Source organism: Candidatus Amarolinea dominans, from assembly GCF_016704685.1.
Lineage (GTDB): Bacteria > Chloroflexota > Anaerolineae > SSC4 > Amarolineaceae > Amarolinea > Amarolinea dominans.
Genome location: NZ_JADIZS010000016.1, coordinates 97,510 through 122,913 on the forward strand (window position 1 = coordinate 97,510; position 25,404 = coordinate 122,913).

Below are 25,404 nucleotides of genomic sequence, written 5' to 3' on the forward strand. Positions count from 1 at the left end.
GGCTTCTCGCAGAAGCCGGGTTTCTTCACAACAATCAGCGCAGGACAGACGGCAGGAAGAACCGGTGTGCCTGCATGAAGGGGAATTCGGCGCTGCCGCTCTCGCCGCTGGTGGTCAACACCAGGCGTCGCGTCAGCGGTTCCAGCGGGACGTAGCCGGCCGGCCAGCTCTCCACGGTGACGAAGTAAGTGCCAGGCGGCAAATCCTGCACCAGGTAGCGACCGGGCTGGAAGTGGTCGGGGCCGGTGGTGATGATGGCGACGCGTTCGCCCAGGTCGTTGGTGATACTGAGGGTGACGTCGCTGAGCGTTGGCTCATCGTCGAAGTTACCGTCAGGCGTCGTGTCTTGCCAGGTGAGACCGCCGATCGTCACGGCCGGGCACGGTGTACTGGGCAGACCGGGGCGCCGCGGGCCGCAGGAGCCGACGTTGAGGATGGTGATCCACGCGTCTTCGACTTCGCCGCTGTTGGCCGGGCCGGTGGGGGCAGCCACCTCAGACGCGGCGTTGGCGATGCGGCAGCGCAGGTAGCTAACGCCTGGGGTGGGCACGGGGAAGCCGCTGAACGTCAGGTTGACCGACTGCCGGTTTACACTGCTGTTGATGGCGGCCGCGGTGCGCTCGCCGGCGTCCAGGAAGTCGCCGTCACGGTTGAAGTCAAGCCAGCAGGCCACCGTGGCGGGCTGGCCGGTGGCATTGAGGGCTGACACCATCAGGTTGACGCCGCCGGAGGCGGTGGAGATGATGGGGAGGATGGCGATGCCATCTTCGTCATCCAGGCCGGTGGTGTCGTCGGCGTTGCTGTCCGGGTTTTGCAGCGCGCCGTTGTCGCTGTCGGGCGCCTGGCGTCCGAGGTGGAGACCGGGGATGACGATGTGACTGGGGCCGTTGTCCGCGGCGATGGTCTGGTAGTTGCCGACGCCGGCGCCAGGGCCGGTGTCGGGCGCGTCGCCGTAGTCACGCGGCAGGGCCTGCACGACATCCACGCAGACTCGCTGGGAGCTGGCCTGGGTGTTGACCTGGAGAGTAGCGCCGGTGGGGGTGGTGGCGGTCGCCGTGACAGAGCCGATGTTGCAGGTGCGACCGGTGGGGGTGACGGTGCGGGTGCAGGTAGCCTGCTGGCCGGGGGCCAACGGGCCGATGGCGGGACTGGCGCAGATCGCTCCAAGCACGTCATCGCTGACGACGAGGTTGCCGAGCCAGGTGTCGCCCAGGTTGGTCACTTCGTAGGTGTAGGTGACGCTCTGGCCTTGCAGGACCTGGGCGGCGCTGGCGCGTTTGTTGATGACGACGCGCACGCGGGCAAAGCCGAAGTCGGCAAAGAGATAGGCGTCATTGGCGCCCAGCGTCACCGGGTAGGGATTGGGGCCGTAAGCGGCGCTGGTGAAGGCGAAGCCGGCCAGGGGGCGACCGGGGTCATAGTTGGAGGCGGGGATGCGCACCTGGTAGCTGCCGGCCACGAGGCCCTCGAACAGGTAGAGGCCGCCGTTGGTGGTGACGTCGGTGGCGATGACGCTGCTGCTGGTATCGAGCAGTTCGACGAGCACGCCGTCAATGCCCGGCTCCCCGGCGTCGTGAATGCCGTCCAGGTCGAGGTCACGCCAGACCAGGTCGCCGATGACCGAGCGGGCGACGATGCCTTCGTAGTTGGCGTCATCCGCGTCCTGCACGGCGGTGCTGCCGTGCAGGCCGCTTGCCGTGGCGCGGTTGAGGATCTGGCCGGCCTGGGCGGAGACGGGGCCATAGTTGCAGGTGAAGCTCTGGCCGGGCGCCATGGGGTTGGGCGGGAGGCCGCAGCCGGCCAGGGGGTAGCGACTGTCGGTGAGGGTGACGTCAGCCAGGGCGACGTTACCGACATTGACGACGACGATGCGGTAGTACACCTCGCTGCCCAGCAGCACCTGCGGGCCAGGCGCGGCGTCAGCATCCTGCCAGGTGATCTGGCCGTCCACGGAGATGAGTTTCTCCACGTCAATGGCGGGGCGGGCCGGGGCGTAGTAGTTGGCGTCGTCCGTGTCCTGCACGGGCGTGTTGCCGTAGTAGCCCTGCGCCAGGGCGGTGTTGGTATGGACGCAGTTCTCCGTGTCGGTGACGACCGACTGGAGGACGCAGGTGAAGGAGGCGCCGGGCAGCAGCGGGTTCGGGATGGGGCCGCAACTGGTCAGGTCATACACATTGTCGGTCAGGCTGACGTTGGTCAGGGGGACGTTGCCGACGTTGGTGACGATGAAGCGGAAGAAGACGGGATCGCCGACGCGGGTCTGGGGGCCGGGGGAGAAGTCGGCGTCGAGCCAGGTGAGCTGGCCGTCCACGGAGACGTGCTTTTCGACATCAATGGCGGGTTGGGCGACGACGTGGAAGTTGGCGTCGTCGTTGTCGCGCACGGTGATGTCGAGGTAAACGCCGCTGGTGGAGGCGGTGTTGGTGTGCTGGCCGACCTGGGCGGTGACGGGGCCGTAGGTGCAGGTGGCGCTGGCGCCGGGCTGCAGGGGGTTGGGGATGGCCGGGCAGCCGTTCAGCGGATAGACGTTGTCGCTCAGGGTAACATTGCTGAGGGGCACGTCGCCGATGTTGGAGATGACGAAACGGAAGAAGACCGCGCTGCCGAGCGCGGCCTGCGGGCCTGGCGACGTATCGGCGTCCTGCCAGGTGACCTGATTGTCCACGGAGACCAGTTTTTCGATGTCAATGGCCGGCCGGGTCAGCGCGTTGTAGTTGGCATCGTCCTGGTCGCTGACGGTGATGCTGCCGGCGGCGCCGGTGGCATAGGCGGTGTCGGTGTGCTGGCCCAGCTCGGCCGGAAGGGGACCGATGGTGCAGATGTAGGCGGCGGTGGGCTGCAGCAGGGCCGGGATGGGGCCGCAGCCGGCCAGCGGATAGAGGCTGTCGGTCAGGGTGACGTTGGTGAGGGCGACGTTGCCGACGTTGGAGACAACAAAGCGGAAGTAGACGCTGTGGCCGGCGATGGTCCCCGGACCAGGCGGGACATCGGCGTCATGCCAGGTGGCCTGGCCGTCCACGGAGACATACTTCTCGACGTTGATGGCGGGCTGGGGGGGCACGTTGTAGTTGGCGTCGTCGGCGTCGGTGACGGTGGTGGCGCCGTACATGCCCGTAGCCGTGGCGGTGTTGGTGTGCTGACCGACCTGGGCGGGCGTGGGGCCATGCCAGCAGGTGTAGCTCTGACCGGGGGCGAGCACGCTGGGGGCGTTGCAGCCGCTCAGGATATACACATTGTCGGTGAGGGTGACGTTGGTGAGGGGGACGTTGCCGATGTTGGTGACGATGAAGCGGAAGTAGACGCCGAAGCCGTCCACGGTCTGCGGGCCAGGCGGCAGGTCCGCGTCCTGCCAGGTGACCTGACCGTCCACTGAGACCAGTTTCTCCACATCAATCGCGGGCACGAGCGGGATGGGCGTCGGCGTGTGGGTGGGGGTCACGGTCGGTGTCCGGGTGGGCGTCGCGGTCGCGGTAGGAGTGGCCGTAGCCGTCCAGGTGGGGGTGGGGGTGTTGGTGGGCGTGGGGCTGGGCGTCAGCGTGGCCGTTGGCGACTGGGTCGGTGTAGGCGTGGGGGTGGGGGTGGGCGCGTTGTAATTGGCATCGTCCGCATCGCTGACGGTGATGGCGCCATACAATCCGGTCGCGGTCGCCCTGTTGGTGTGTTGACCGACCTGCGCGGTCACAGGTCCCAGCCAGCAGGTGTGGCCCTGGCCCGGCTGCAGCGGATTGGGCACGTTGCAGTTGGTCAAGGTGTACACGTTATCGGTCAAGGTGACATCAGTCAGGGGCACATTGCCGATGTTCGTCACCTCGAAGCGGAAGTAGACGCCGTCGCCCACCGTCGCCTGGGGGCCGGGCGGCGTGTCAGCATCGAACCAGGTCGCCTGGCCGTCCACAGAGACATATTTCTCCACATCGATGGCCGGCTGTGAAGGGGTGTAGTAATTGGCGTCGTCGCTGTCTTGCACCGTCGTGCCGTTGTAGCTGCCGACGGCGGTGGCGGTGTCAGTGTGTTGACCCAATTCGGCCGCAACCGGCCCGTAGATGCAGACGTAGCCGGCCCCAGGTACAAACGGGTCGGGAATAGGGCTGCACCCGTTCAGCAGGTAGACGTTGTCACTCAAGGTCACGTTGCTCAGGGGCACGTCGCCCACGTTGGTGACGACGAAGCGGAAGTAGACGCCGCTGCCGGCGGTGGCCTGCGGGCCGGGCGAGTTATCAGCATCGAGCCAGGTGGCCTGGCCGTCCACAGAGACATATTTCTCCACGTCAATGGCCGGCTGCGCGGGCGCGATGACGTTGGCATCGTCCGTGTCGCTGACGGTGGTGGCGCCGAACTGGCCGCTGGCCGTGGCGGTGTTGGTGTGCTGGCCGGGCTGGGCCAGGACCGGGCCGTGCCAGCAGACGTAGGTCTGGCCGGGGACGAGGATGCTGGGCGCGTTGCAGTTGTTCAGGCTGTAGACATTGTCGCCCAGGGTGACGTTGCTGAGGGTGACGTTGCCGGTGTTCCTGACTTCGAAGCGGAAGTAGATGGCGCTGCCGCTGGTGGTCTGCGGGCCGGGCGGCAGGTCAGCGTCTTGCCAGGTGAACTGGCCGTCCACGGAGACGAATTTCTCCACGTCAATCAGCGGCGCCTGCGGGATAGGCGTGGGCGTATTGGTGGGGGTGTTGGTCGGCGTCCAGGTGAACGTCGCGGTCGGGGTATTCGTTGGCGAGGGCGTCCAGGTGGCCGTCGGCGTGTGGGTCGGAGTGTGGGTGGGCGTCCAGGTGGTCGTCGCGGTGCCGGTCGGGGTGTTGGTCGGCGTAGGCGTCGGTGCGACGTAGTTGGCATCGTCCTGATCGCTGACGGTGGTGGCGCCGTAGACCCCGGCGGCGGTGACGGTGTTGGTGTGCTGACCGGGCTGCGCGGGGACGGGGCCGAGCCAGCAGGCGTGACTTTGGCCGGGATGCAGCGGGTTGGGGACGTTGCAGTTGCTGAGGCTGTAGACGTTGTCGGTCAGGGTGACGTTACTCAGGGGCACGTTACCCGTGTTGGTGACGTCGAAGCGGAAGTAGACGCTGCCGCCGGCCGCGGCCGTGGGGCCGGGCGGGAGGTCGGCATCGGCCCAGGTGGCGCCGCCATCTACAGAGACGAGTTTTTCCACGTCAATGAGCGGCCGGGCGAGGACGTTGTAATTGGCGTCGTCCTGATCGGTGACGGTGGCGCCCTGATAGCTGCCGCTGGCTGTACCGGTGTTGGTGTGCTGGCCGACTGTCGCCACGGTGGGGCCGTGGATACAACTGTAGGACTGGCCGGGCTGCAGGGGGAAGGGGATGAAGCAGGCGGACAGGGTGTAGACGTTATCGGTGATGGTGACCGCAGTGAGGGGCACATTGCCGGTGTTGGTGACGATGAAGCGGAAGTAGACGGCGCTGCCGACGGTGGTCCCCGGGCCGGGCGGGGTGTCGGCGTCTTGCCAGGAGACCTGACCGTCCACGGAGACGTGCTTCTCCAGGTCAATGGCCGGCTGCGCGGGCGCGGTGTAGTTGGCGTCGTCAGAATCGCTGACGGTGAGGCCGCTCCAGGAGCCGTTGGCGGTGGCGGTGTTAGCGTGCTGACCGACCTGCGCCGGCGTGGGGCCGAAGATGCAGGTGTAGCTGGCGCCGGGCGCCAACGGGTTGGGGATGGGGCTGCACGCGGTCAGCGCGTAGACGTTGTCGGTCAGGGTGACGTTACTCAGGGGCACATTGCCGCTGTTGGTGACGACAAAGCGGAAGTAGACGTTAGCGCCCACGGCCGCCTGTGGCCCTGGCGCCGTATCAGCGTCGTGCCAGGTGGCCTGATTGTCCACTGAAACGTATTTTTCAACGTCAATGGCCGGCGGCTGATACAGCCCCGCGTCCCACTGCCGCTGATGGTCGCCCGCGCCCAGGCTGATGGCGACGGTGGCGCCGGTGGTCACATCCGCGTCACTGTCCACCGTGTCGTCGCCGCCTTGATCGCGCAAGGTGATCAGGTAGGTGGCCGGCGGGGTAAAGCGGACGTAGTAGCTGCCCGTCAACAGGTTGGCAAAGAGGTAGTGGCCGCTGGCGTCGGTGGCTTGCGTGCCCTGGCTGACCCAGGCGGCGCCGACCTGCTTGAACAGGGCAACGGTCACGCCGGGAACACCGGCCTCGCCGCTGTCCTGGATGCCGTTGCGGTTCTGATCCAGCCACACAAAGTCGCCAATGCTGCTCAGTTGGGTGTTGCCGAAATCGAAGCCGGAGAGCGATTGGTTGGTCAGGGTCACGAAGTGCGCGCCGATGCCGTCGGGGTAGGTCTGCGTCCAACCGGCCTGACCGAATTCGGTGACGGTGTAGGTGCCCGGCTCCAGGTTGGCGAAGGCATAGGCGCCGCTGGCATTGGTCGTTGTGGTCAGATCAACGGCGTGCGGCCCGCCGGTCAGGCGAATCGTCCAGCCGGCCAGGGTCGGCTCGCCAGCGTCGCGGGCGCCGTTGGCATTCAGGTCGTTGAATTTGACGCCGCTGATGCCCAGGGCGCCGCGATTGCCGAAGCGCCGCTCCTGCTGCTCCGGGAAGGCCAGGATGACTTCTTGCTCCAGCGGGGTGGTGTTGGTGTAGCCGGGATGGTTGGCGACCTGTTCGACAACCTTGTAGCGCGCGCCGGGCAGTTCGGTAAAGGCCAGCCGTCCGTCCGCGCCGGAGGTGCCGCCGCGGAACTGCGCCCAGTCGTTGTTCTGCCAGATGTAGAGGGCAAATTGCCAACCCGGCAAACCAGGCTCCTGCCCTTCATCCCAGATGCCATCGCCGTCCGTGTCCAGGAACTTGAGGACATGCAGGACCGAATAGCGGCTGTTGCCGAAGTCTGCGCGCCACTGCATCCAGGGGTCGCCAGCGCTGCGGGTGCGGCTCTGGCTCAGGGGGGTGCTGTTGATCCAGCCGTTCTGCAGGGTTTCGGTGAGGACATAGGCGCCGTTGCCGCTGATGCGGTCAGCGAAGAAGGCGTTGCCGTTGCTGTCGGTGACGCCGGTGAACTGACCGCCGGGCGTCCCCAGGGTGAAGGTCCAACCCGCCAGGTTCGGTTCGTCCTCTTGCTGCACGCCGTCGAAGTTTCGGTCTTCGAACTTGTGGGCGATGATGAGGTTGCCGGACTCTACCCAGTCCTTCGACGCCAACGCGCGCACGGAGACGCGGACGGTTTGGCCCAAGACGATGCGCTGCCAGCTATCCGGACTGAGCTGATCCACGAAGCGTGAGCCAGCCGGCAGGTCGAGGGTGGCCGCGGCGGTGATGTTGGCATGGCCGGCGGTTGTGCTGGTGAGGACAAAGGCGGCCTCGCCGTTGGCATCGGTCAGCGCGCTGGTGCGGTCGAGCGTACCAGCCGTGGCGCTGACGGTGACGGTGTAGCCGGCCAGCGGAAATCCGCCCTTGGTCAGGCGCACGGTGAAGGGATGGGCCGGCTGGTAGGGCAGGAAGTTGGTGGCCGAGGCCGGGGTGATAGCGATTTGCACGTTGCCCGGTTGATACTCCACCGGCGGCGTGGCCGGGATGCTGGCCAGGATGGCGTTGTAGGCGTTGCGCACGCCGTTGTCATAGGTGGAGTTGTAGATGGTGGCGTCGGCCTGATTCAGGAGCCAGCCGTCGGTCAGTCTCCAGACCGCGGCCTGGCGTGCGGCCTGCATGATGGCATCGTTGAGGGTGGGGGGGTAGTTGGCCACCATCCAAGCGACGCGCCAGTCAGAGAAGAAGCTGCTGTCCAGGCAGAAGCCGCGATTGAAGGCGCGCGAGTGGTAGATGTCGGTGCAGAAGCCGTAGGCGATGTTGTTTTGACCAAAATCGAGTTTGGCGAGGGGGGTGTCGAGGATTTTGGGGACGCCATTCTTGAGCAGATTGACCGAAATGGCGACGGTGGGGTTGGGGCTGTTGGTGGGAACAACCCAGGTGGCGATCCCGCAGACGGCGGCGTCCGGCCCGGTGGGCTGCAAGCGCCACAGTTCGGGCATGATCGGTGTAATCACCGTGCCCCCCTCAAATGGGGGTTCGGTAGGCTGCGCCTGTGCCGACGGGGTGCTGATGACCCACAGGCTGCAGAATACAAGGACGGCCAACAGAAGCAGTGGCCCTCCGCGCAGCGCCAAACGCGTCGCGGGTGGGCGCAGCCGCCTCGGGGTAGATAGGTAGCTTGCGAATGACATGACAGATCCTCCTCATCAGGTTGCACATAAAACACAATGGCGCTGGTGCGCCATTGGCCTGAGCGCCGGCAGACAATAATGGCGCTAGCGCCAGTCATCAGCACGGCGGGGCCGTAAACAACGAAGAATCAAAGCAGGCGCAGCACCCACCAGGGACGACGAGAAGAGCGGGCGTGCGACGGGGGGCGATGGGCATTAGTACCCTGATACCAGACGTATTGTATCATCATTTGGCGCGCCTGTCTACCGATCAAAATCTGAGATTCCAGCATTTTTGCTTACAAAAACGCCGCCGAATGAATTCGGGGCGCAAGGGCGTTCGGATGCTGTGTCCCGCTGGCAGAGATTGACAGGTCAGGGAGGAAAGGTGTAAACTGAGGGCCGTGTGCTTCCTGGCGTCTTGACGCGAAGCCATTTTCAGGTTAGGGAGTTAGGGTTTGGATCTACCACTGACCGCCGCGCACAAGGTCTGGTACTCGCAGGCCGTGGAAGCGCTGGCTGCCTGGGTTCTGCAGCCAAAACAGCCGCCGACCATCGTCAGCACGTGGCCGACCGCGGCCTGGGAAACCTTTGGCCTGACCGCGTATCTGCAGGGCGTGCTGCCGCTGCTGTGGGGCATGCCCTGGCGCTCGCAGCTGCCGCCCGCGGTGCAGGCGGTGATCGAGACCGGCTATCGCAGCAACGCGCGGCGCAACCAGCGCCTGCTCGACGAACTGAACGGCCTGCTGACCGCCCTGGCGCAAGCCGGCATCCCAGCCATGCCGCTGAAGGGCAGCCTGCTGCTCGAAAATCGCCTCTATCCTGACCCCGCTCTGCGCGCCCTGCACGATCTGGACATCCTGGTGCAGCCGGAGCAGTTGGCCCGCGCGACGCAGGTGGTGCAGACGCTCGGCTATCGGATCGAAAATCGCACCTGGCGCCACATCGTTCTGCATCCGCCCGGCGCGGCCGCCATCGTCTCCTGGACGCAGGATCACCCGGACAATCCCCGCCCCCTCGATCTGCACAGCCATGTGCGCGAGGAGTTCCGCGGGGCCAGCTATGACCTGACCGCGCAGCTCTGGCAACATGCCCGGCCGCGCCCGTTCCTGGGTACGACGGCCTGGGTGCCCACGACCGCGGATTTACTGCATCACCTGGTTGCCCATGCCTCGGTCTCCATGCTGGAACGCCTGCTGCGCCTGGTCCACCTGGTTGACCTCAGCTTGATGGCGCAGCGTCATTCGCCTGACCTGGCCCCTCTTTCGGCCGATGGCGCTCGTTTCCTCTATCCGGCCCTGGGCTTGCTGGCGCACTATCAGCCCGACGGGCCGCTGGCTGCGTCAGCCGCGCGGCTGGCAACCCAGGTTCATGCGCCGCTGGCCGCGTGGATCGAGACCAGCAGCCTTGCCAATCGCACCACCGGCGCCGACGCGCCCGCGCCGCCCGGAGAGATGCTGCGCGTCTGGCCGCGCAATCGGCGCGAACGCCTGCTGGCCGTGCGACATACGCTGTTTCATTCGCGCGGCGAACTGGCCGCGCTCTACCCGCGGTTGAGCGCCTCGCCCTTCTTCTGGCTGGCGCATGTCCGCTTCTGGGCGCGCCTGCTGATCTCATGGAACGGCCGCGGTTGGCACAGCCTGGCGCAGCGGGTGCGAGCGCGGGATGACGCCGGAGGGACGCATGGCCGCTAACCTGCGCCGGACCGCAGCCCTGGTGCTGGGGCTGACGCTGACCGTCAACGCGTTGAACTACCTGCGCGATGCCGCGCTCGCGGCGCGCTTCGGCGCCAGCCCGGCCAGTGATGCGATCTTCAGCGCGCTGCTGCTGCCCGCCATTCTGCAGCAGATGCTGGTGGCTGGCACCCTGGCGCCGGCCGTGGTGCCGGTCTACCTGGAGATGGCCGGCCACAGCCCCAGCCAGGCCCGACGCCTGACCTGGCAGGTGCTGCTCAGCGTGGCCGTGGGTCTGATCCCCCTGGCCGTGCTGGCTGTGTTCCTGACGCCTGCGCTGGTCAATCTGCTCTTTCCCGGTTTCGACGCCGCGACCCAGGCGCTGACGGTGCAGGCGCTGCGCCCCTTCTGGCCTGGCGCGGTCTGCCTGATCCTGGCCGGCCTGACGGGCAGCCTGCTCAACGCGGCCGATCATTTCGTCCTGCCCGCGCTGACGCCTGGCCTGGGCAGCGCGCTGGCGCTGATCGTGCTGTGGCTGTGGCCTGCGGTGAGCGTGCCAGAACTGGCGCTGGCGTTGGCCCTGGGGATGGCGATGCAGTTGCTGCTGCATCTGCCCGGCCTGTGGGCGACGGGCCGCAATCCCCATGCCCTGCCCGCACCCGTTGACGGGATGAATCCCGCGGTACGGTTCGCTCCCGCGAGACCGCTGCGGCGGGTGCTGATGCTCAGCCTGCCGCTGTTCGCTTATGTCAGCCTGTCGCAGGTCATGACCTTGATCGAGCGGGTGTTTGCCTCGCACCTGGGCACGGGCGCGGTCGCGCGCTTGACCCTGGCGCAGAAGCTGGCGTCACTGCCGCTCTTCCTGGTGGCCGGCTCGCTGGCCGTCGTCATCTTCCCCCGGCTGGCGGCGCTGCAGATCAACCGGGCCGATTTCAGCGCGGCGCTGGCGAGCGGGCTGCGCACGGCGCTGCCGCTGCTGCTGTTGGCAACCGCCTGGCTGATGAGCGGCAGCCAGCTTCTGGTGACGCTGCTGTATCAGCACGGCCTCTTTTCCGCGCAGGATGGCGCCCAGACCGCCATTCTAGTGCAAGGTTACGCCCTGGGAATGGCGCCGGCCGGGTTGGGCGCTATTTTGCTCAAAGCCCTGCACGCGCGCCAGGATGTGCGCTCGCCGCTGTGGGTGGCGGCCGTCAGCCTGACCTGTTACCTGGCCCTGGCCGCGCTTTGCAGTCGCGCGTGGGGCGCGTTGGGATTGGCGCTGGCGCTTTCGACCACCGCCTTGATCTCGACCAGCCTGCTCGCCCTGATCTTGGTGCGGCGACATCAAGCCCTGGCCTGGCGCCGCTTGTTGCACGACCTGCGCTTGCTCTTGCCCGCCGCGGCTGCGGCCCTGGCGGCTGGGTGGCTGGGGGAAGCGTGGCTGCAGCCGGCGCTGGGCGATGGGCTGCCGGCGCTGCTGTTGCGCCTGCTCGTTTTGATCCTGGCCGGCGGCGGCGCCTTCGCGGTCCTGGCGCGCGGGGCTGGATTTGTGCGCGGCGACCTGCGCAGTTGGTTGGAACCGCGGCGGCCGGCCAGACCGCCGCCCGTGTCCCAGGCAGAGGTTTGACTGATGCACATCGTCTTCGATATGACTTTTCCGGCGCGTAACCGCAGCGGCGTGGGCGTCTACGGTCGCGAGCTGCTGGCCGCTCTGCGTCGCGAGGCGCCACCTGAATTCGAGATCGAAGAATTCTGCGCGGCCGGCCCCGCCTCGAAGCCGGACATGCTGCGCAAACTGGCCGATGGCGCGGCTTTCATGACCGGCGTCGAGCTGGGGTTGCCTCTGCACCTGTGGCGACGCCGCCCTGACCTGCTGCACGCACCGGCGTTTATTGCGCCGCTGCTGCCCCTGGGCTGTCGCCTGGTCATCACCAGTCATGACACGATCCTGGAGGATGGCTGGCAGGCGTTCCACCCGGCCTGGCGCCTGTTTCACCGCCTGTCCCTGCGTCGGGGTCTGCGCCAGGCTGCAGCCATCCTGGTACCCTCACAGCAGGCGGCGCGCGATCTGGCCCGAGTCTACGGCGTGGACGCGGCGCATCTGCACGTCATCCCGCACGGGTGCAACCCGATCTTCCGGCCTGTGGCCGCAGAGGGCATCGCGGCCGTGTTGACGCGCCTGGGGGTGCGTGCGCCGTTCATCCTGAACGTGGGCGCGCAGGTGGAACGCAAGAACCTGGTGCGCTTGCTGGAGGCATTCGACCAGGTGCGGCGCGGGCGTGTCCTGCCGGGCCTGACCCTGGTGTTGGTCGGTCCGCCCGGCAACGCCAGCCTGCGCGTGCAGCAGACCAGCGCCCGGCTCGATCTGCATGACCCCGTGACCTGGCTGCCTGCGGTGACGGATGGCGAACTGGCCGCGCTCTACAGCGGCGCCGCGGCCTTTGCCTTTCCATCGCTGGTCGAAGGTTTTGGCCTGCCGATCCTGGAGGCGCAGGCGTGCGGCGCAGTGGTGGTCACCAGCGATCGCGGCGCGATGGCCGAAGTGGCCGGCGGCGCGGCGCTGCTGGCCGATCCGACCCGTGTGGATGCGCTGGCGGAGGCGTTGGAGCAGGCGCTGGGCGATCAGGCGCTGGCCGCGCATCTGCGTGAGCAGGGGATGCAGCGGGCCGCGACCTTTACCTGGGAACGCTGCGCGCAGGCGACCCTGGCGGTTTATCAACAGGTGACCGCATGAGCATCACGATTCGCGACCTGACGACCTATGACGAATTTGTGCAGGTGCGCCAGATTCAGCAGCGCTGTTGGGGTTTCAGCCAGGGCGAAGGGCTGTATGTGCCGCTGCTCAACACGGCCGCAACCAGCGGCGGCACGGTGTTGGGCGCGTTCGACGGCAGCCAGATGATCGGGTTCCTCTTCGGCTTCCTGGGGCTGCACGAGGGCCGGCGCCTGAAGCTCTGCTCGCAGACGATGGGCGTCCTGCCGGAGCACCGCGGGCGGGGCGTGGCTGCCAGCCTAAAATGGGCGCAGCGGGAGCGGATGTTGGCCCTGGGCATTGGCCTGATCACCTGGACGTTCGACCCGCTGGAGGCGCCCAACGCGCGCCTGAATCTGCACACCCTGGGCGCCACGGTGGCAACCTACTTCCGCAACCTGTTTGGCGAGGACTTTGGCGAACTGGGCCGCGGCCTGCCCAGCGACCGCTTGCAGGCCGTGTGGTGGATCAACAGCGAGCGCGTCAACCGCCTGGCCGCGGGCGCAATTCTCCATGCCGAACCGTTGGCCGGGCCGCAGGCCAACCCCTGCGCCGGCGAGGGCCTGGGCCGGCGCATCGTGCGCACCGACCTGGGCCTGGAGACGGACGTGGTGCATGTGGAGATTCCGGCCGACATCCAGGCCCTCAAGCAGGCCGACCTGGCCCTGGCGTTGGACTGGCGCCTGCAGACGCGTCTCGTCTTCGAGACCTACCTGGGCCGCGGCTACATCGCCACCGACCTCCTGCGCCTTCCCGCGCCGGGCGGGACGCGGGTACACTATCGGCTGCAGAAGGAGTAGCCCTGATTGCAGAAGAAAAGAGGAGGCCTTATGCCGTCTGGTCCTTTGCCTAACGAGACGTTGCCCCGTAGCTCATCTTCGCTGATGATCGCCGGTTCGCCGCGACCGAACATCCCCTGGGAAGAGCGGCCGCCTGCCTGTGCGGACGTTGTCTGGCGTTTCAGCCGCAACCCCATCATTGCCCGCGACGCCATTCCGACCGCCAACAGCATCTTCAACAGCGCGGTCGTGCCCTTCGGTGACGGCTTCGCGGGCGTCTTTCGCTGCGACGACCGCGCCCGCCGCATGAACATCCATGCCGGCTTCAGCGACGACGGCATGCACTGGCGCATCAACCCGCGGCCGATTGAGTTCCGCTGTCATGATGCCGAGATCGGCGCGCTGGCCTACCGCTACGATCCCCGCGTCTGCTGGGGTGTACTGACATCCTGCAACGGCTTCGTCTACAGCTTCGGCGCGGCCCTGCTCGATCTCGACCAGCCCTGGAAGGTGATTTACCGAACTGCACCCTACCTGCTCTCGCCGCAGATGTTGTATGAATGTGTGGGTGATGTTCCGAATGTCGTTTTCCCCTGCGCTGCGCTGACCGACGCGGCGACCGGCCGGGTCGCCATTTATTATGGCGCGGCCGACACCGTCACCGGGCTGGCCTTTGGCTATCTGCAGGAGATCGTTGCGTTTCTCAAGGAAAACTCCCAGGTTTGATTCTCGTCGCCGCGAACGTCACATGTTGGGGACATGAGCGGCGGGCGGGACGCCCGCACTCCCCGCCTGTGACGCTCTCCGTCGCCCATCCCCGCTCCAAGACCCCGTGTGGTATAATAGGCTGCCTGTTCGGCAGATGCTATGCCGCAGGTACACAAACCAAGAGAGGATCAGCAAAAAATATGGCGAAGCAGTGGAGCACCCCCCCGGCGATGAAGATTGATGTCAAGAAAAATTACACGGCAACCATCGTCACCAACCGGGGCACGATCGAGGTAGCCCTGTCCGCGCAGTACGCGCCTAAGACGGTCAACAATTTCGTTTTCCTGGCGCGCGACGGTTTTTATGATGGCGTCTCGTTTCACCGGGTCATCAGCAATTTCATGGTCCAGGGCGGCGATCCCACCGGCAGCGGGAGTGGCGGGCCGGGTTACCGCTTCGAGGATGAAACGCGCGGCAACCCACTCAAGCACGAGACCGGCGTCATCTCGATGGCGAACGCGGGGCCGAACACCAACGGCAGCCAGTTCTTCATCACGCACTCGCCGCAGCCGCACCTGAACGGCATGCACACCGTTTTCGGCAAGGTCGTCAAAGGGATGGACGTGGTCAACGCCATTCGTCAGGGCGACGTGATGTCGAGCGTCACCATCACCGAGGCGTAGAGGGGCGGGTTTTTGACCGCAGAGATCACAAAGAGCACAGAGACGTTGCCGATATGCGGCTAATCTGCCGTTTCTTTGTGATCTCTGCGTTCCCTGTGGTCGAATACTTCTTCATGGAGGGTATCATGACTGTCACGGTTCTTGATCGTCACATCGAAATCACGCCCGGTATTGCAAACGGAAACCTCATCCTGGCCGTGGATCACGGTGCAGAAATCGTTGTCTGGCAGAGCTATGTGACCATGTGCGATACGATCTACGTGGCGGGGTTGCGCCGCCTCTCATCACGCAGGTAGGCAACGCTGGTGGGACTTTGCGCAAACAGCTCCATCGTTGCGCGGCTGAAGGTTCTTCCCCAATGACCGTCTTCGCTACTACACGGAGCATGTTGCCCTGCGGTTGTCGGGTTGTTCCGGGCGCCCTGGGAAGTGGGGTGTTTGGGGCAGGCCGGGACGCGGGGGGGTAATTGGCTCTTGGGGGATAGAGCGGGGACACCGCCTTGGTGAGAGCATGCGGAGGAAACATGACTCAAGGACAGATCTTGAACGAGTTCCGCCAACTCCCGTTGCAGCAACAGCCGCCGACAGGCGCGAGCTCCGGGAGACCGTTTGCGGGGTGAAATATGGGGGAGCCTTGCCACGGCGGGGCAGGTGCGGGCCCTCCCGGCCGCGGGATGGTGCGGTGGCAAACCTTGGTCAAAATATCACCCTTCAACGTTCGTTGGCGCGGAAGTCGCGTATAGTAGCGAGCAGATGCAAGTGATCGCGAAAGCACTGGCTGTTGTGTTGGCGATCAAATGAAGTTGTCACAGGGCAAGCGATTCATTCGAATGGCAGGAAAGACGGTCATTTTGCAAAAGCAAAATGACCGTCTTTTATTGGATATGCGTCCGGCTACCTCAGCAGGATCACTTCTGCGCTGCAACACTCCCTTTCGGCGGCGCGGAATCAGCGCAGTACCACGAGCGGGCGTCCTGCTGATCACGGAGCTCTGACCAGGCCGACAGGGAACCATACTGTTCCCGGCAGGCGACGTTGGTGTCCATGTCGCCCTCACGGGTCATTTCACCCATCGTGAATTGATAGGGACAGCGCCAACTGAAGGGGTTGTGTGGATTCAAGAGAACTGCTGACCTGCCGTCTGTCAGGCCAGGAAACTGTTGCTGACATGCCAGGTCGAAATTCAATGCACCCAGCACGTAGCGCCCGAACGGATTGTAACTTCGCAGTAGAGCCACGCTGAACAACAGAATCAACCCGCTGCTTATTACCAACGCCAGAACACGACGACTGCGCAATGCAGGCTGATATGTTTGCCAGGCAGGATACCATCGCGCCAGCGTGATGGCGACCGGCGCGGCAGGTAGCAGTGCGACCGTGGCGACCGGCAAGGGAGGGGGCGATTCGGCCGGCGCCGGTTCAGAGGCCGCTGCCGTGATCGAGGCTGGCAACGCATTGGGTGGCGCGGCGTCGGGTGCTTCCGGGCCTGGTCTTGGGATCAGATCCAACCCCTGCTGGCGGTGGAAGCGCTTGGCCTCGATCAGCGCCTTGCGATAGGTGCGCAGATGTGCGCGCATATCATCATCGAGACTGAGGGCGTCGGACGTCAGCAGTTTATCAATGAAGGTTGGGCTGATGTGCTGGCCGCGTTCTACTTTGGACACAACCGAAGGGTCATAATCGAGCTGGCATGCCAACTCCTGGGCCGACAGACCCTGGCGCAGACGTAGCCAACGGATGTACTGACCAATTTCCTGCACGAGAAGACTAGCATCTGGATCGGGCATAAGCGTTTTGGCAAGCGAACTGGCAACTTTTTCCACAATTTCAAGGGCCGATCTGGTATGTTGAACCAACAATCATCGGCTCCAGCCTCTCCCCTGAGACTGATTTCATTTTATCATACTGGGCTTTTGGGGTCAAATCGGCTGGCGCTACGACAGCAGCCGCAGGCGGTGGGAGCGCGTTCGACAGTAGGAGCCGGAATGATGGTTTTGAACCCAGAGGTCAAAAGCCTGATTAGAGGCGTATCAACGTCAAGGATATGGAGGACAAAATGCACATCGGTAAGACTATGAAGTGGATGATCACGTTAGGGGCGGGTGTATTGACCGCGGCGGCCACGCTGCTGACCTACAGCCGCGGACGCGACGCATGCCCGCAGTGCGGCTACTTACACGACCTGCACGCGTGTAAGCACTGCGGCTGGACAGCCTGTTTGGCTTGCTGGCAGCGATTGAGCCAATATGACACGTGCCCAGGTTGCGGGCGCCAATCCGTGATGCGAAGTTTACCGTACTGGCGACTTGCGCTGCCAGCACGGCAAACTGACTTCAAGACCTTCATCCCTCGACGGATCCTACAAGTTCAAGGGATGCCGCCTCGCCAAAATTTTAGGAGATAATCATGGCTGCGAACGATGCGACAAATACACCCGAGCAAACTGACACTCCTACACAAAAGACTGACGAACAAGTGGTCCAAGAGCTCACCGACGAACTGAAGACAGCTTTCTTTCACCTGTTCGGGGAAGCAGTGGGCGACGAATGGCGCTTGGAGGAGCGCGCAGCGCAAGGTCTGGTGTCCCACCTGGCGCCCGACGAGACCATCTTGATGGCAAACACAGTCAAGATGGCGAAGACGGGCTGTCTGTCTCAGTTGTTCAACATGCCCGACAGTTTATGCAGCATTGCAATCACGGGGCAACGGCTGATCATGGCGCCAATCATATGGACTAAGCCAAGTTCAAAGGCTACGATCTACAGCTACGATCAGCTCTCCAGGATGTATTACAAGAACAAGCACTGGGTCATTGCGACTAAGGACAAGAGATTCTATCCGTTCCATTCGGGCTTTGGCTGTGGACCGGGAGCAGATAAATTCCTGAAGGCCCTGTTCGCCCATTTCTACGATCGTGCTTCGAAGGTGATCGTGCCGCCTGATTACGCAGGGCGCGACATCAAAGAAGCGATGGCTGAGGGCAAAGTGACGGTGATGATCGGCGAGTAGCAGTGCGAAAACACATCATGGCATCCTGGACTCCTGGGGCTGGCATAGGCGTAGGCGCCTCAAGATCGGCGACGGCAATGCCAATGGATATCTGAATCGTTGTCTCTTCCGCTGCTTTATCTGGTCTTGCCGCCCTTCTTCACTGGTTGCCTTCTGGCTCGATGCCATGAGGGGCATGCAATTGCCTTTGCAGCGATAGCTCTGGTGCTCCTCACAGTATGGGGTAGTATCGTTAACCACTACGCGGATTGGCAAACTGATGCGATCAACAACAAGCGGCCGTGGCTTCACCGCTTCCGATCGCGCTCAAGCCTGGCGTCATACCAGGGGATATGTGCTAGCGGCATATGTAGCGCTCGTGGTGGTTGGCTTCCGTGACAAACCTTTGGCTCTGCTCATGTTCCTGGCCGGTATACTTGGAGCGTTACAGTACTCAACCTTGCTCAAGATCAAAAACAGGCTCTGGCTAAGTGGTCTCTACCTGGCTTTCGCTTATGGCGCGTATCCAACGCTAGTCGGGCTGCTGATAGGAGGAGGTGTTCAGCACTGTCTCACATAACATTCGTACTTTCGGCATCATGTTTTGTTTTTTGTCGACTTGGGCGTTGCGCCCTTCAAGGATTATGGAGACCAGGAAGGAGACAAGAAGACAAGCAAGCGCACTCTACCAAACGTCTACGGCCCCCAATGGACAGTCAAGTTTCAATTTGCAGTGATTGTTGTTGCGACGGTCATGGCCGTTGCTAGCATCAGAGAACCCCAATCCCAAACGGGATGGGCGCTGGTGTTGACTTGCTTGGCGCTCCTTCTGCCCTGTTGCTCCGCCATCGCATTCACACGCACCATGAACTATTCCTGCATTTTTGCAGCACTCCTATCGTGTATCGGGCGCCTGCGTTGCTCACTACACTCATGTGATGTCGTTTTGTCTTGTTTCGCACCTTCAGGAGGCATACCATGTCCGGAGCCCATCTCCCAACCGGAAAAAGAGGTCATTGTGGCGACAGAGAAGCGCCAAGTCTCTTTTCGTATGGTCGTCGCAGGCTTGTCAGTTGCCATCGTGGCAGGTCTGGCAATCTAGCGGCAAGAGAACATATTTCTAGCTATCCTTGCAGCTATCATTGGCTTCGTCTACGGCTATCTTACAGGCACGCTGATCTACTAACATAAGTTGAGCGAATCACCAGACATCCCGGATATTCTAGCTCGAGAATAGCTGCTCCAGGCCGGTCCTTTAGTCAGCTTCTCTGCGTATCACTCCGGAGCGGGCGGACGGAACCGATATCGCGCCGGCCGGTCCCGAGAAATTTAGTCATAACAGGGGCAAACCATGAAACAGACACTCTTGATTCGATTGGTGGTTTCGTCTGTCATCTTGATTCTAACAGCGACAGGCTGTGGCAGCAAAACGGCTGCACAGCCCACCGTTGACGTCGGCGCCACGGTCGCCGCGCAAGTCCAGGCCACCCTGGCTGCCAGCAAGCCCCGACGCTTGCACCAGCAACCGCGGCGCCGACCGTCGACGTTGGCGCCACTGTTCAGGCTGCGGTGCAGTTGACCGTGCAGGCACAACCCACACCGACGTCTGTGCCGACAAATACACCTACTAGAACGCCTTCTGCGACGCCCGTTCGCGCGGTGACGCCTACCCCGGCAAGTGGATGGTGCGTTCTTACAACACGGATGATGCAGCCGTGATCTGGATCAATGGGAGATTGGTTGGCGCCACGACAGGCGATAGAAAGGATTCCAATTGGATCAACATCAACGACTACCTGTTGCCTGGCCAGGACAACATCGCGGCCTTTGCCAGCTACAACGGTAACAGTGGCGGCCAATGGGGATTCGGCATCCGTCGCGACGATATCTCCGTCTGGGGTGTCGAGCAGGGGACCGGCGACGACTGGTCATTTGCCTATGCCCAGCAGGTCGCGATCCACCCAGACGGCACGGTGGAAGCCTGGCGCCAGACACCTGCGCAAGCCACCCCCCGGAAAGTGGTACGTACGCGCACAAGACATCCAGGACATCGGCAGCATCTTGGTCAACGGCCAACCCGTCGCTGCTTTCTGGAATCAGAAAGCCGACTGGATCGACATTACCGGCCTCCTGACCTCCAAGGGTGCTAACAGAATCACCTTTGCTGCCTGGAACTTCGAGGGCCCTACTCCTGGGACTTTGCCATCAAACACGACGACACGATCGCCTGGGAAAACAAAACTCCGCTCCGGGGCCACGAACCAGGTGTACAGGGAAGTCATAACCGTGAGCCAAGAAGGCAAGGTGGTTGAAGCACAGCCATCTGGCAATTCTTCGGATTATGCCTGGTCGCTTCGTTCTTACAACACGGATGATGCGGCCGTGATCTGGATCAATGGGAAGTTGGTTGGCGCCACGACAGGCGATAGAAAGGACTCAATTGGATCAACATCAACGACTACCTGTTGCCTGGCCAGGACAACATTGCGGCCTTTGCCAGCTACAACGGTAACAGTGGCGGCCAATGGGGATTCGGCATCCGTCGCGACGATATCTCCGTCTGGGGTGTCGAGCAGGGGACCGGCGACGACTGGTCATTTGCCTATGCCCAGCAGGTCGCGATCCACCCAGACGGCACAGTGGAAGCGCTGCGCCAGACACCTCCGTGCGCAAGCCGCCCCCCGGCAAGTGGTACGTCCGCGCACAAGACATCCAGGACATCGGCAGCATCTTGGTCACGGGCCAACCCGTCGCTGCTTTCTGGAATCAGAAAGCCGACTGGATCGACATCACCGGCCTCCTGGACTCCACCCGCGACAACACGATCACCTTTGCCGCCTGGAATTTCGGGGACCCTACTCCTGGGACTTTGCCATTAAACACGATGAGGACATTCCCTGGGCGGTCAGCAACTCCGGAAGTGGCCAGACTGGAGCGGTGCTAGCAACAGAACGTGGTCATCACCGGCGATGGCAGGGGTGGTTCAAGTACCACAGTGATTTGGGCCCAGTAGCTCATAGCCATCTGATGTGCAGCCACGATCACAAAAAGGACAAAAGGACACCCGGTTTCTCGAAGAAACCGGGTGTCTTCCAGCCTCCTTCGACGATCAGCCGGAAAAGCCACAGTGGGGCACGGGCCCGGCCGCCTGACGCCGCGCAAAGCCGCCGCCGGAGGGGCGCGCCAGCCGCGCCAGCGCCACGCAGCCGACGACCAGCGCGGTGGCGACCCAGGCGCTGATGCTGACCAGGGGCGTGCCGGCCTGTTTGACGGCGATGCCGATGAAGGCCCACACGAGCACGAGCAGATACGCGACATCGCGGCGCGTCTGCGCCATCAGGTAGGCCACGGCTGAGGCCACGGCCAGCATGATGACGGCCCAAACCGGTCCGCTGATGCCAAAGCCGTTCCACCCCCAGTATTCCAGCAGATCGGTCACGTTGGCAATGGTCGCCACGGTGATCCAGCCCAGGTAGACGCTGAACGGCACGTTGACAGCCCAGCGCTCCACCGCGCTGACCGGCGCCTGCCCGATGCGCAGCCGCTGGTAGATGACGATCAGCGAGACGAGCAGGATCAGCATAACGACCAGGGTCAGCGGGAACAACTCGTAGTGCCAGAGGAAGATCCAGATGCCGTTCGCCAGGCAGCTCAGCGCAAACCAGTAACCCAGGCTGCGCAGCCGCGGGTTCTCGCGCTGGCTGGGCAAGGCCTGGTAGATGCCGAAAGCGATCAATCCGATGTAAATGATACCCCAAATGGCGAAAACATAGCCGGCCGGTACAAAAAAGACAGCAAAGCTGTCCGAAATTTCACCGGTCTGCTTGCCGTTGAGGGGCAGGGCGTTCGCCAGGCCGTTGACGATCAGCGCGCCGACGAGGGCGATCACGTTGACGAGTTGACGCAGGGTGTCCTTGTTCATGTTGCTTCTCCTTGTACTCTTCCTCTTACTTCTTTCTGAAATCTAACCGGGACAAGCCGGAACCAAACAGAAATGTGGAACCGCCAAGGCGCAAAGGCCGCAAAGAATACCGCATAGGACTTGGCGATCTTCGCGTCTTGGCGGTTTCTTGCTTTTTGTGCGCCCCGCTTGTCACATTGGACGGCCAGAATGGTGTGATCGTAACACGCGGCCGGTCATGGTTGCGCGCTGGCTGCCCAGGTAAAGTAGTCCCAGGTCGCGCGGCTCACTTCGCCCATGAAGCCATCGCTGAATTCCCACAAAACCCAGCGCGGCATGAAGATGAAAATGCTCAGCGCGTAAGGCCCTGTCGGCCCCCACACGATCGCCACGTCCGCATGGCTGTCGTTGATGTAACCGTGCTTATGCACCACGCGTGTGCCTGAGGGCAGGCCGCCGGGAATCAGCGCCTCCAGTTTGTTCAACGCGATGATCTCGATCATCTTCTGGCACTCGGCCTGCGTGATGTCCGGGGAGTACGCGGCCAGCAGGGTGCCTCCGCCTTCGGAACACTGCACAATCATTTCGGCCAGCAGGCCCATGTCCCTGGCCGTGGTCTGCATGTGAATGTCGGGATTGGTCGTCAGATCGGTGCGGCTGTTGGCCGGCGTGGTGATGCGAAAACTCTGCGCTTCCACGTCATAGGGCGTTGCCATGAAGGTGTTGACCAGGCCCAGCTTGCGCATGGACGCAGTCAGCACTTCTACCCCGGCCTGCGCGCTGCCATCGCCGACCACGCGCAGGAGCAGATTGGCGCTGAAGTTGCCACTCAGGCCCAGCGTCTGCGTCAGCAGCTTGGTCTCCTCGATGTTGGGCGGCCGGTCCAGGTGACGAAAGACCTCGACCAGGATCGCCAGCTTCATCGTGCTCATGCCCGCGAAGGCCACATCGGAATTAACGTTGACCTCCTGCCCACGGCCGATATCGCGCACAAACACGGTGGCAATGCCCGGCCAGTGCTCGGCGCGCGCGCTGAGCAGTTCTTGTAACGCGCCGATGCCGGGCGGCGGCGCGGGCGTTTCCACCAGGACCAGGTGCGTCTCACGCTTGTCCGCTGAACTCAACGCGACCATGATGCCGGCCACCGACTCCTGCGCGGCCAGGCTGAGGCCAGGCTTGCCGGCCACAAAGGGCAAGGTGTCGGTCGGAATCTTGCCGCTGACCAGCGGCAGCGCGTGCGCCGGTTCCGGCGGACGGTCATACTGCGCGGCCACGTCATCCAGCCAGGTTGCCAGCGCGCCGCTGTCCACCGCGTATTGCAGGGTCACGGTAATCGGCGGTGTGACGCGTCCCATCAGGTGATAGACGAATCCCCGCCAGCGCCCCAGGCCCCGCGTTTGCGCGTCGGCCGCGGCCAGCATGTCTGCGGTCTTGACGCGTAACCCAATCTCACGCGGCTGCAGGATCAGGCGCTTCTGGTCATAGTAGACCGCGACCGGTTGGCTGAACGCGTATTGCAGCGACGCGTCAATCGTCGCCGCATCGCTGGCGCCCAGGTCCAACCCAGCCAGGCGCACGCCCGGCGGCACCGGCCCCTGCGCCTCCGCGTACCAATAAGCCTGCGGCGCCACAAAGGCCGCGGCCGCAGCCAGGAGGATAAGGATGAGAGCTTGTCTGATTCGTTTCTTCATCTTCCTCAACAGATTTTTTGCCACGAATTACACGAATTCACACGAAGGCGAAGAGATCAATTCGTGAAAATTCGTGACAATTCGTGGCAGAGAACTCCAGCATCCTTTTGCCACGAATTACACGAATTCACACGAAGGCGAAGAGATCAATTCGTGGCAATTCGTGAAATTCGTGGCATAGAACTCCAGCATCCTTTTGCCACGAATTACACGAATTCACACGAAGACGAAGAGACCAATTCGTGACAATTCGTGAAATTCGTGGCGGAGAACTCCAGCATCCTTTTGCCACGAATTACACGAATTCACACGAAGGCGAAGACCAATTCGTGAAAATTAGTGAAATTCGTGGCGGAGATCGAAACTATTCCTCGTCAGATCACTCCCACTCGATGGTTCCCGGCGGTTTCGATGTCACGTCGTACACCACGCGGTTGACGCCGCGCACTTCGTTGACGATGCGGCTGCTGATCTGGGCCAGCAGATCGTAGGGCAATCGTGACCAGTCCGCGGTCATGTAGTCTTCGCTGTTGACCGCGCGCAGCGCCACGACATTTTCGTAGGTGCGGCCGTCGCCCATGACGCCGACGGAACGCACCGGCAGCAGCACGGCAAAGGCCTGCGCGGTGGGGCGATAGAGGCCGGCCGCGCGCAGTTCTTCCAGGAAAACCGCGTCCGCGTGCCGCACAATCTCCAAGCGCTCCCAGGTGACGGGACCGAGGACGCGAATCGCCAGGCCTGGCCCGGGGAACGGATGCCGCCAGACGATCTCCTCCGGCAGCCCCAACGCAATGCCCACCGCCCGCACCTCGTCCTTGAACAGCCAGCGCAGCGGCTCGATCAGCTTGAACTGCATGTCGGCCGGCAAACCACCGACGTTGTGATGCGTCTTGATCGTGGCCGCGCTGCGCCCTGCGCCCGCGCTTTCGATGCGGTCAGGATAGAGGGTGCCCTGCGCCAGAAAACGCGCTTCGCCCCACGTCGAGGCCAGGCGCGTCGCTTCCTGTTCGAACACGCGCACGAAACGGTTGCCGATCAACCGGCGCTTGTGTTCCGGGTCGCTGATCCCGGCCAGATCGGCCAGGAACTCCTCGCTGGCATTGACCGCAATAAGCCGCACCTGCATCTCACGCTGGAAGGTCTCCAGCACTTGTTCCGCCTCCCCGCGGCGCAGCAGGCCGTGATCCACGAACACGCAGGTCAATTGATCGCCAATGGCTTTGTGCAGCAGCGCCGCGGCCACCGCGGAATCAACGCCGCCGCTCAGCCCACACAGCACATGGCCGCTGCCGACCTCGGCACGAATGGCCGCCAGGCTCTCTTCGATGAAATTGAGCGGTGTCCAGGTGCCATGGCAGCCGCAGACGTCCACCAGGAAATTGCGCAGGATGGCCGGGCCGTTGCGGGTGTGTGACACTTCCGGGTGAAATTGCAGACCATAGATGCCACGGGCCGCGTGGCCCATGGCGGCCAGCGGTGAGTTGTCGCTGCTGGCAATGGCCTCGAAGCCCGGCGGCAGCGCCTCGATACGGTCGCCGTGCGACATCCACACGGTGTGGCGCGTCGGCAGGTTGGCAAACAGAGGGCTGCTGACCTCGCCGGTGCGAACCTCGGCCGGGCCATACTCGCGTCGCCGCGCCGCCCCCACCTGTCCGCCCAACGCCTGGGTGAGCAGTTGCATCCCATAGCAGATGCCGAGCACGGGCCGACCGCTCGCCAGCACGTAATCAGGCAGCCGGGGCGCGCCCGCTTCGTAGACGCTGGCCGGGCCGCCTGACAAGATGAAGCCCTTTGGCTGCAGGCGTTCGAACGCGGCCGCTGGCGCATCCCAGGGCAGCAGTTCGCAGTACACATGCGCTTCGCGCACCCGGCGCGCAATCAACTGACTGTATTGCGAACCGAAATCGAGAATGACAATCGCCTCCGCGCTGGCGCCTAGATTCTTTTCAGGCATCCCCTGATCCTTTATAGCTGGTTTCGTCTGGCTGCGGCCCATTATGCCACAAAGCGGGCAAAAAGGGTAGCAGCGTCTTCCCGCCTGACAGCATTGTGTACAAACAAAACTTGTGGTATACTGCGCTTATGTTGCTCGGGGACAT

Annotated in this window: 14 protein-coding genes; 9 read left to right on the top strand and 5 right to left on the bottom strand. The window is 63.5% G+C overall.

What is annotated here, in order from left to right:
• Positions 1 to 34: 34 nt before the first annotated feature.
• Complete coding sequence (locus tag IPF85_RS12225; protein WP_343408359.1) at positions 35 to 8,173, bottom strand: SdrD B-like domain-containing protein; 8,139 nt, start codon at positions 8,171 to 8,173, stop codon at positions 35 to 37.
• A 437-nt stretch (positions 8,174 to 8,610) separates the two neighbouring features.
• On the opposite strand from IPF85_RS12225, the gene IPF85_RS12230 reads away from it, so the two are divergent.
• From IPF85_RS12230 to IPF85_RS12260, 7 genes are all read left to right on the top strand, one after another.
• Positions 8,611 to 9,846 (top strand): nucleotidyltransferase family protein, encoded by a 1,236-nt coding sequence (locus IPF85_RS12230; RefSeq protein ID WP_343408360.1) that lies wholly within the window; start codon positions 8,611 to 8,613, stop codon positions 9,844 to 9,846.
• Positions 9,836 to 11,431: a lipid II flippase MurJ gene (locus IPF85_RS12235; protein ID WP_343408361.1), complete on the top strand. Its 1,596-nt coding sequence runs from the start codon at positions 9,836 to 9,838 to the stop codon at positions 11,429 to 11,431. Before IPF85_RS12230 ends, IPF85_RS12235 begins: the two co-directional genes overlap by 11 nt.
• A 3-nt stretch (positions 11,432 to 11,434) precedes the next feature.
• On the top strand, positions 11,435 to 12,538 hold the full coding sequence (locus IPF85_RS12240) for a glycosyltransferase family 1 protein (RefSeq protein WP_343408362.1): 1,104 nt from the start codon (positions 11,435 to 11,437) through the stop codon (positions 12,536 to 12,538).
• A complete protein-coding gene (locus IPF85_RS12245; protein WP_343408363.1) occupies positions 12,535 to 13,356 on the top strand; it encodes a GNAT family N-acetyltransferase in 822 nt (273 codons plus the stop codon). The genes IPF85_RS12240 and IPF85_RS12245 overlap by 4 nt, the downstream gene beginning before the upstream one ends.
• 84 nt (positions 13,357 to 13,440) lie before the next feature.
• Entirely contained in the window at positions 13,441 to 14,061 is a 621-nt protein-coding gene (locus IPF85_RS12250; RefSeq protein WP_343408413.1) for a hypothetical protein, read from the top strand.
• A gap of 182 nt (positions 14,062 to 14,243) precedes the next feature.
• Complete coding sequence (locus IPF85_RS12255) at positions 14,244 to 14,726, top strand: peptidylprolyl isomerase (protein ID WP_343408364.1); 483 nt, start codon at positions 14,244 to 14,246, stop codon at positions 14,724 to 14,726.
• A 125-nt stretch (positions 14,727 to 14,851) separates the two neighbouring features.
• The gene (locus IPF85_RS12260; protein ID WP_343408365.1) at positions 14,852 to 15,022 is read left to right on the top strand and encodes a hypothetical protein; all 171 of its coding nucleotides are present in this window, start codon (positions 14,852 to 14,854) and stop codon (positions 15,020 to 15,022) included.
• A 611-nt stretch (positions 15,023 to 15,633) separates the two neighbouring features.
• Here IPF85_RS12260 and IPF85_RS12265 read toward each other — a convergent pair.
• Entirely contained in the window at positions 15,634 to 16,485 is an 852-nt protein-coding gene (locus tag IPF85_RS12265) for a helix-turn-helix transcriptional regulator (RefSeq protein ID WP_343408366.1), read from the bottom strand.
• 646 nt (positions 16,486 to 17,131) lie between these two features.
• Between IPF85_RS12265 and IPF85_RS12270 the strand changes: the two genes are divergently transcribed.
• Together IPF85_RS12270 and IPF85_RS12275 are read left to right on the top strand one after the other, a co-directional pair.
• Complete coding sequence (locus tag IPF85_RS12270) at positions 17,132 to 17,734, top strand: hypothetical protein (protein ID WP_343408367.1); 603 nt, start codon at positions 17,132 to 17,134, stop codon at positions 17,732 to 17,734.
• A gap of 1,661 nt (positions 17,735 to 19,395) precedes the next feature.
• Positions 19,396 to 19,863: a hypothetical protein gene (locus IPF85_RS12275; RefSeq protein ID WP_343408368.1), complete on the top strand. Its 468-nt coding sequence runs from the start codon at positions 19,396 to 19,398 to the stop codon at positions 19,861 to 19,863.
• Between the two features lie 959 nt (positions 19,864 to 20,822).
• On the opposite strand, the gene IPF85_RS12280 is transcribed toward IPF85_RS12275, so the two are convergent.
• From IPF85_RS12280 to guaA, 3 genes are all read right to left on the bottom strand, one after another.
• Positions 20,823 to 21,635 carry a TspO/MBR family protein gene (locus IPF85_RS12280; protein WP_343408369.1) on the bottom strand — a complete coding sequence of 271 codons (813 nt, stop codon included), beginning with the start codon at positions 21,633 to 21,635 and terminating at the stop codon, positions 20,823 to 20,825.
• A 215-nt stretch (positions 21,636 to 21,850) separates the two neighbouring features.
• Complete coding sequence (locus IPF85_RS12285) at positions 21,851 to 23,305, bottom strand: serine hydrolase (RefSeq protein WP_343408370.1); 1,455 nt, start codon at positions 23,303 to 23,305, stop codon at positions 21,851 to 21,853.
• 379 nt (positions 23,306 to 23,684) lie between these two features.
• Positions 23,685 to 25,259 carry a glutamine-hydrolyzing GMP synthase gene (gene guaA / locus IPF85_RS12290; protein ID WP_343408371.1) on the bottom strand — a complete coding sequence of 525 codons (1,575 nt, stop codon included), beginning with the start codon at positions 25,257 to 25,259 and terminating at the stop codon, positions 23,685 to 23,687.
• Positions 25,260 to 25,404 lie beyond the last annotated feature (145 nt).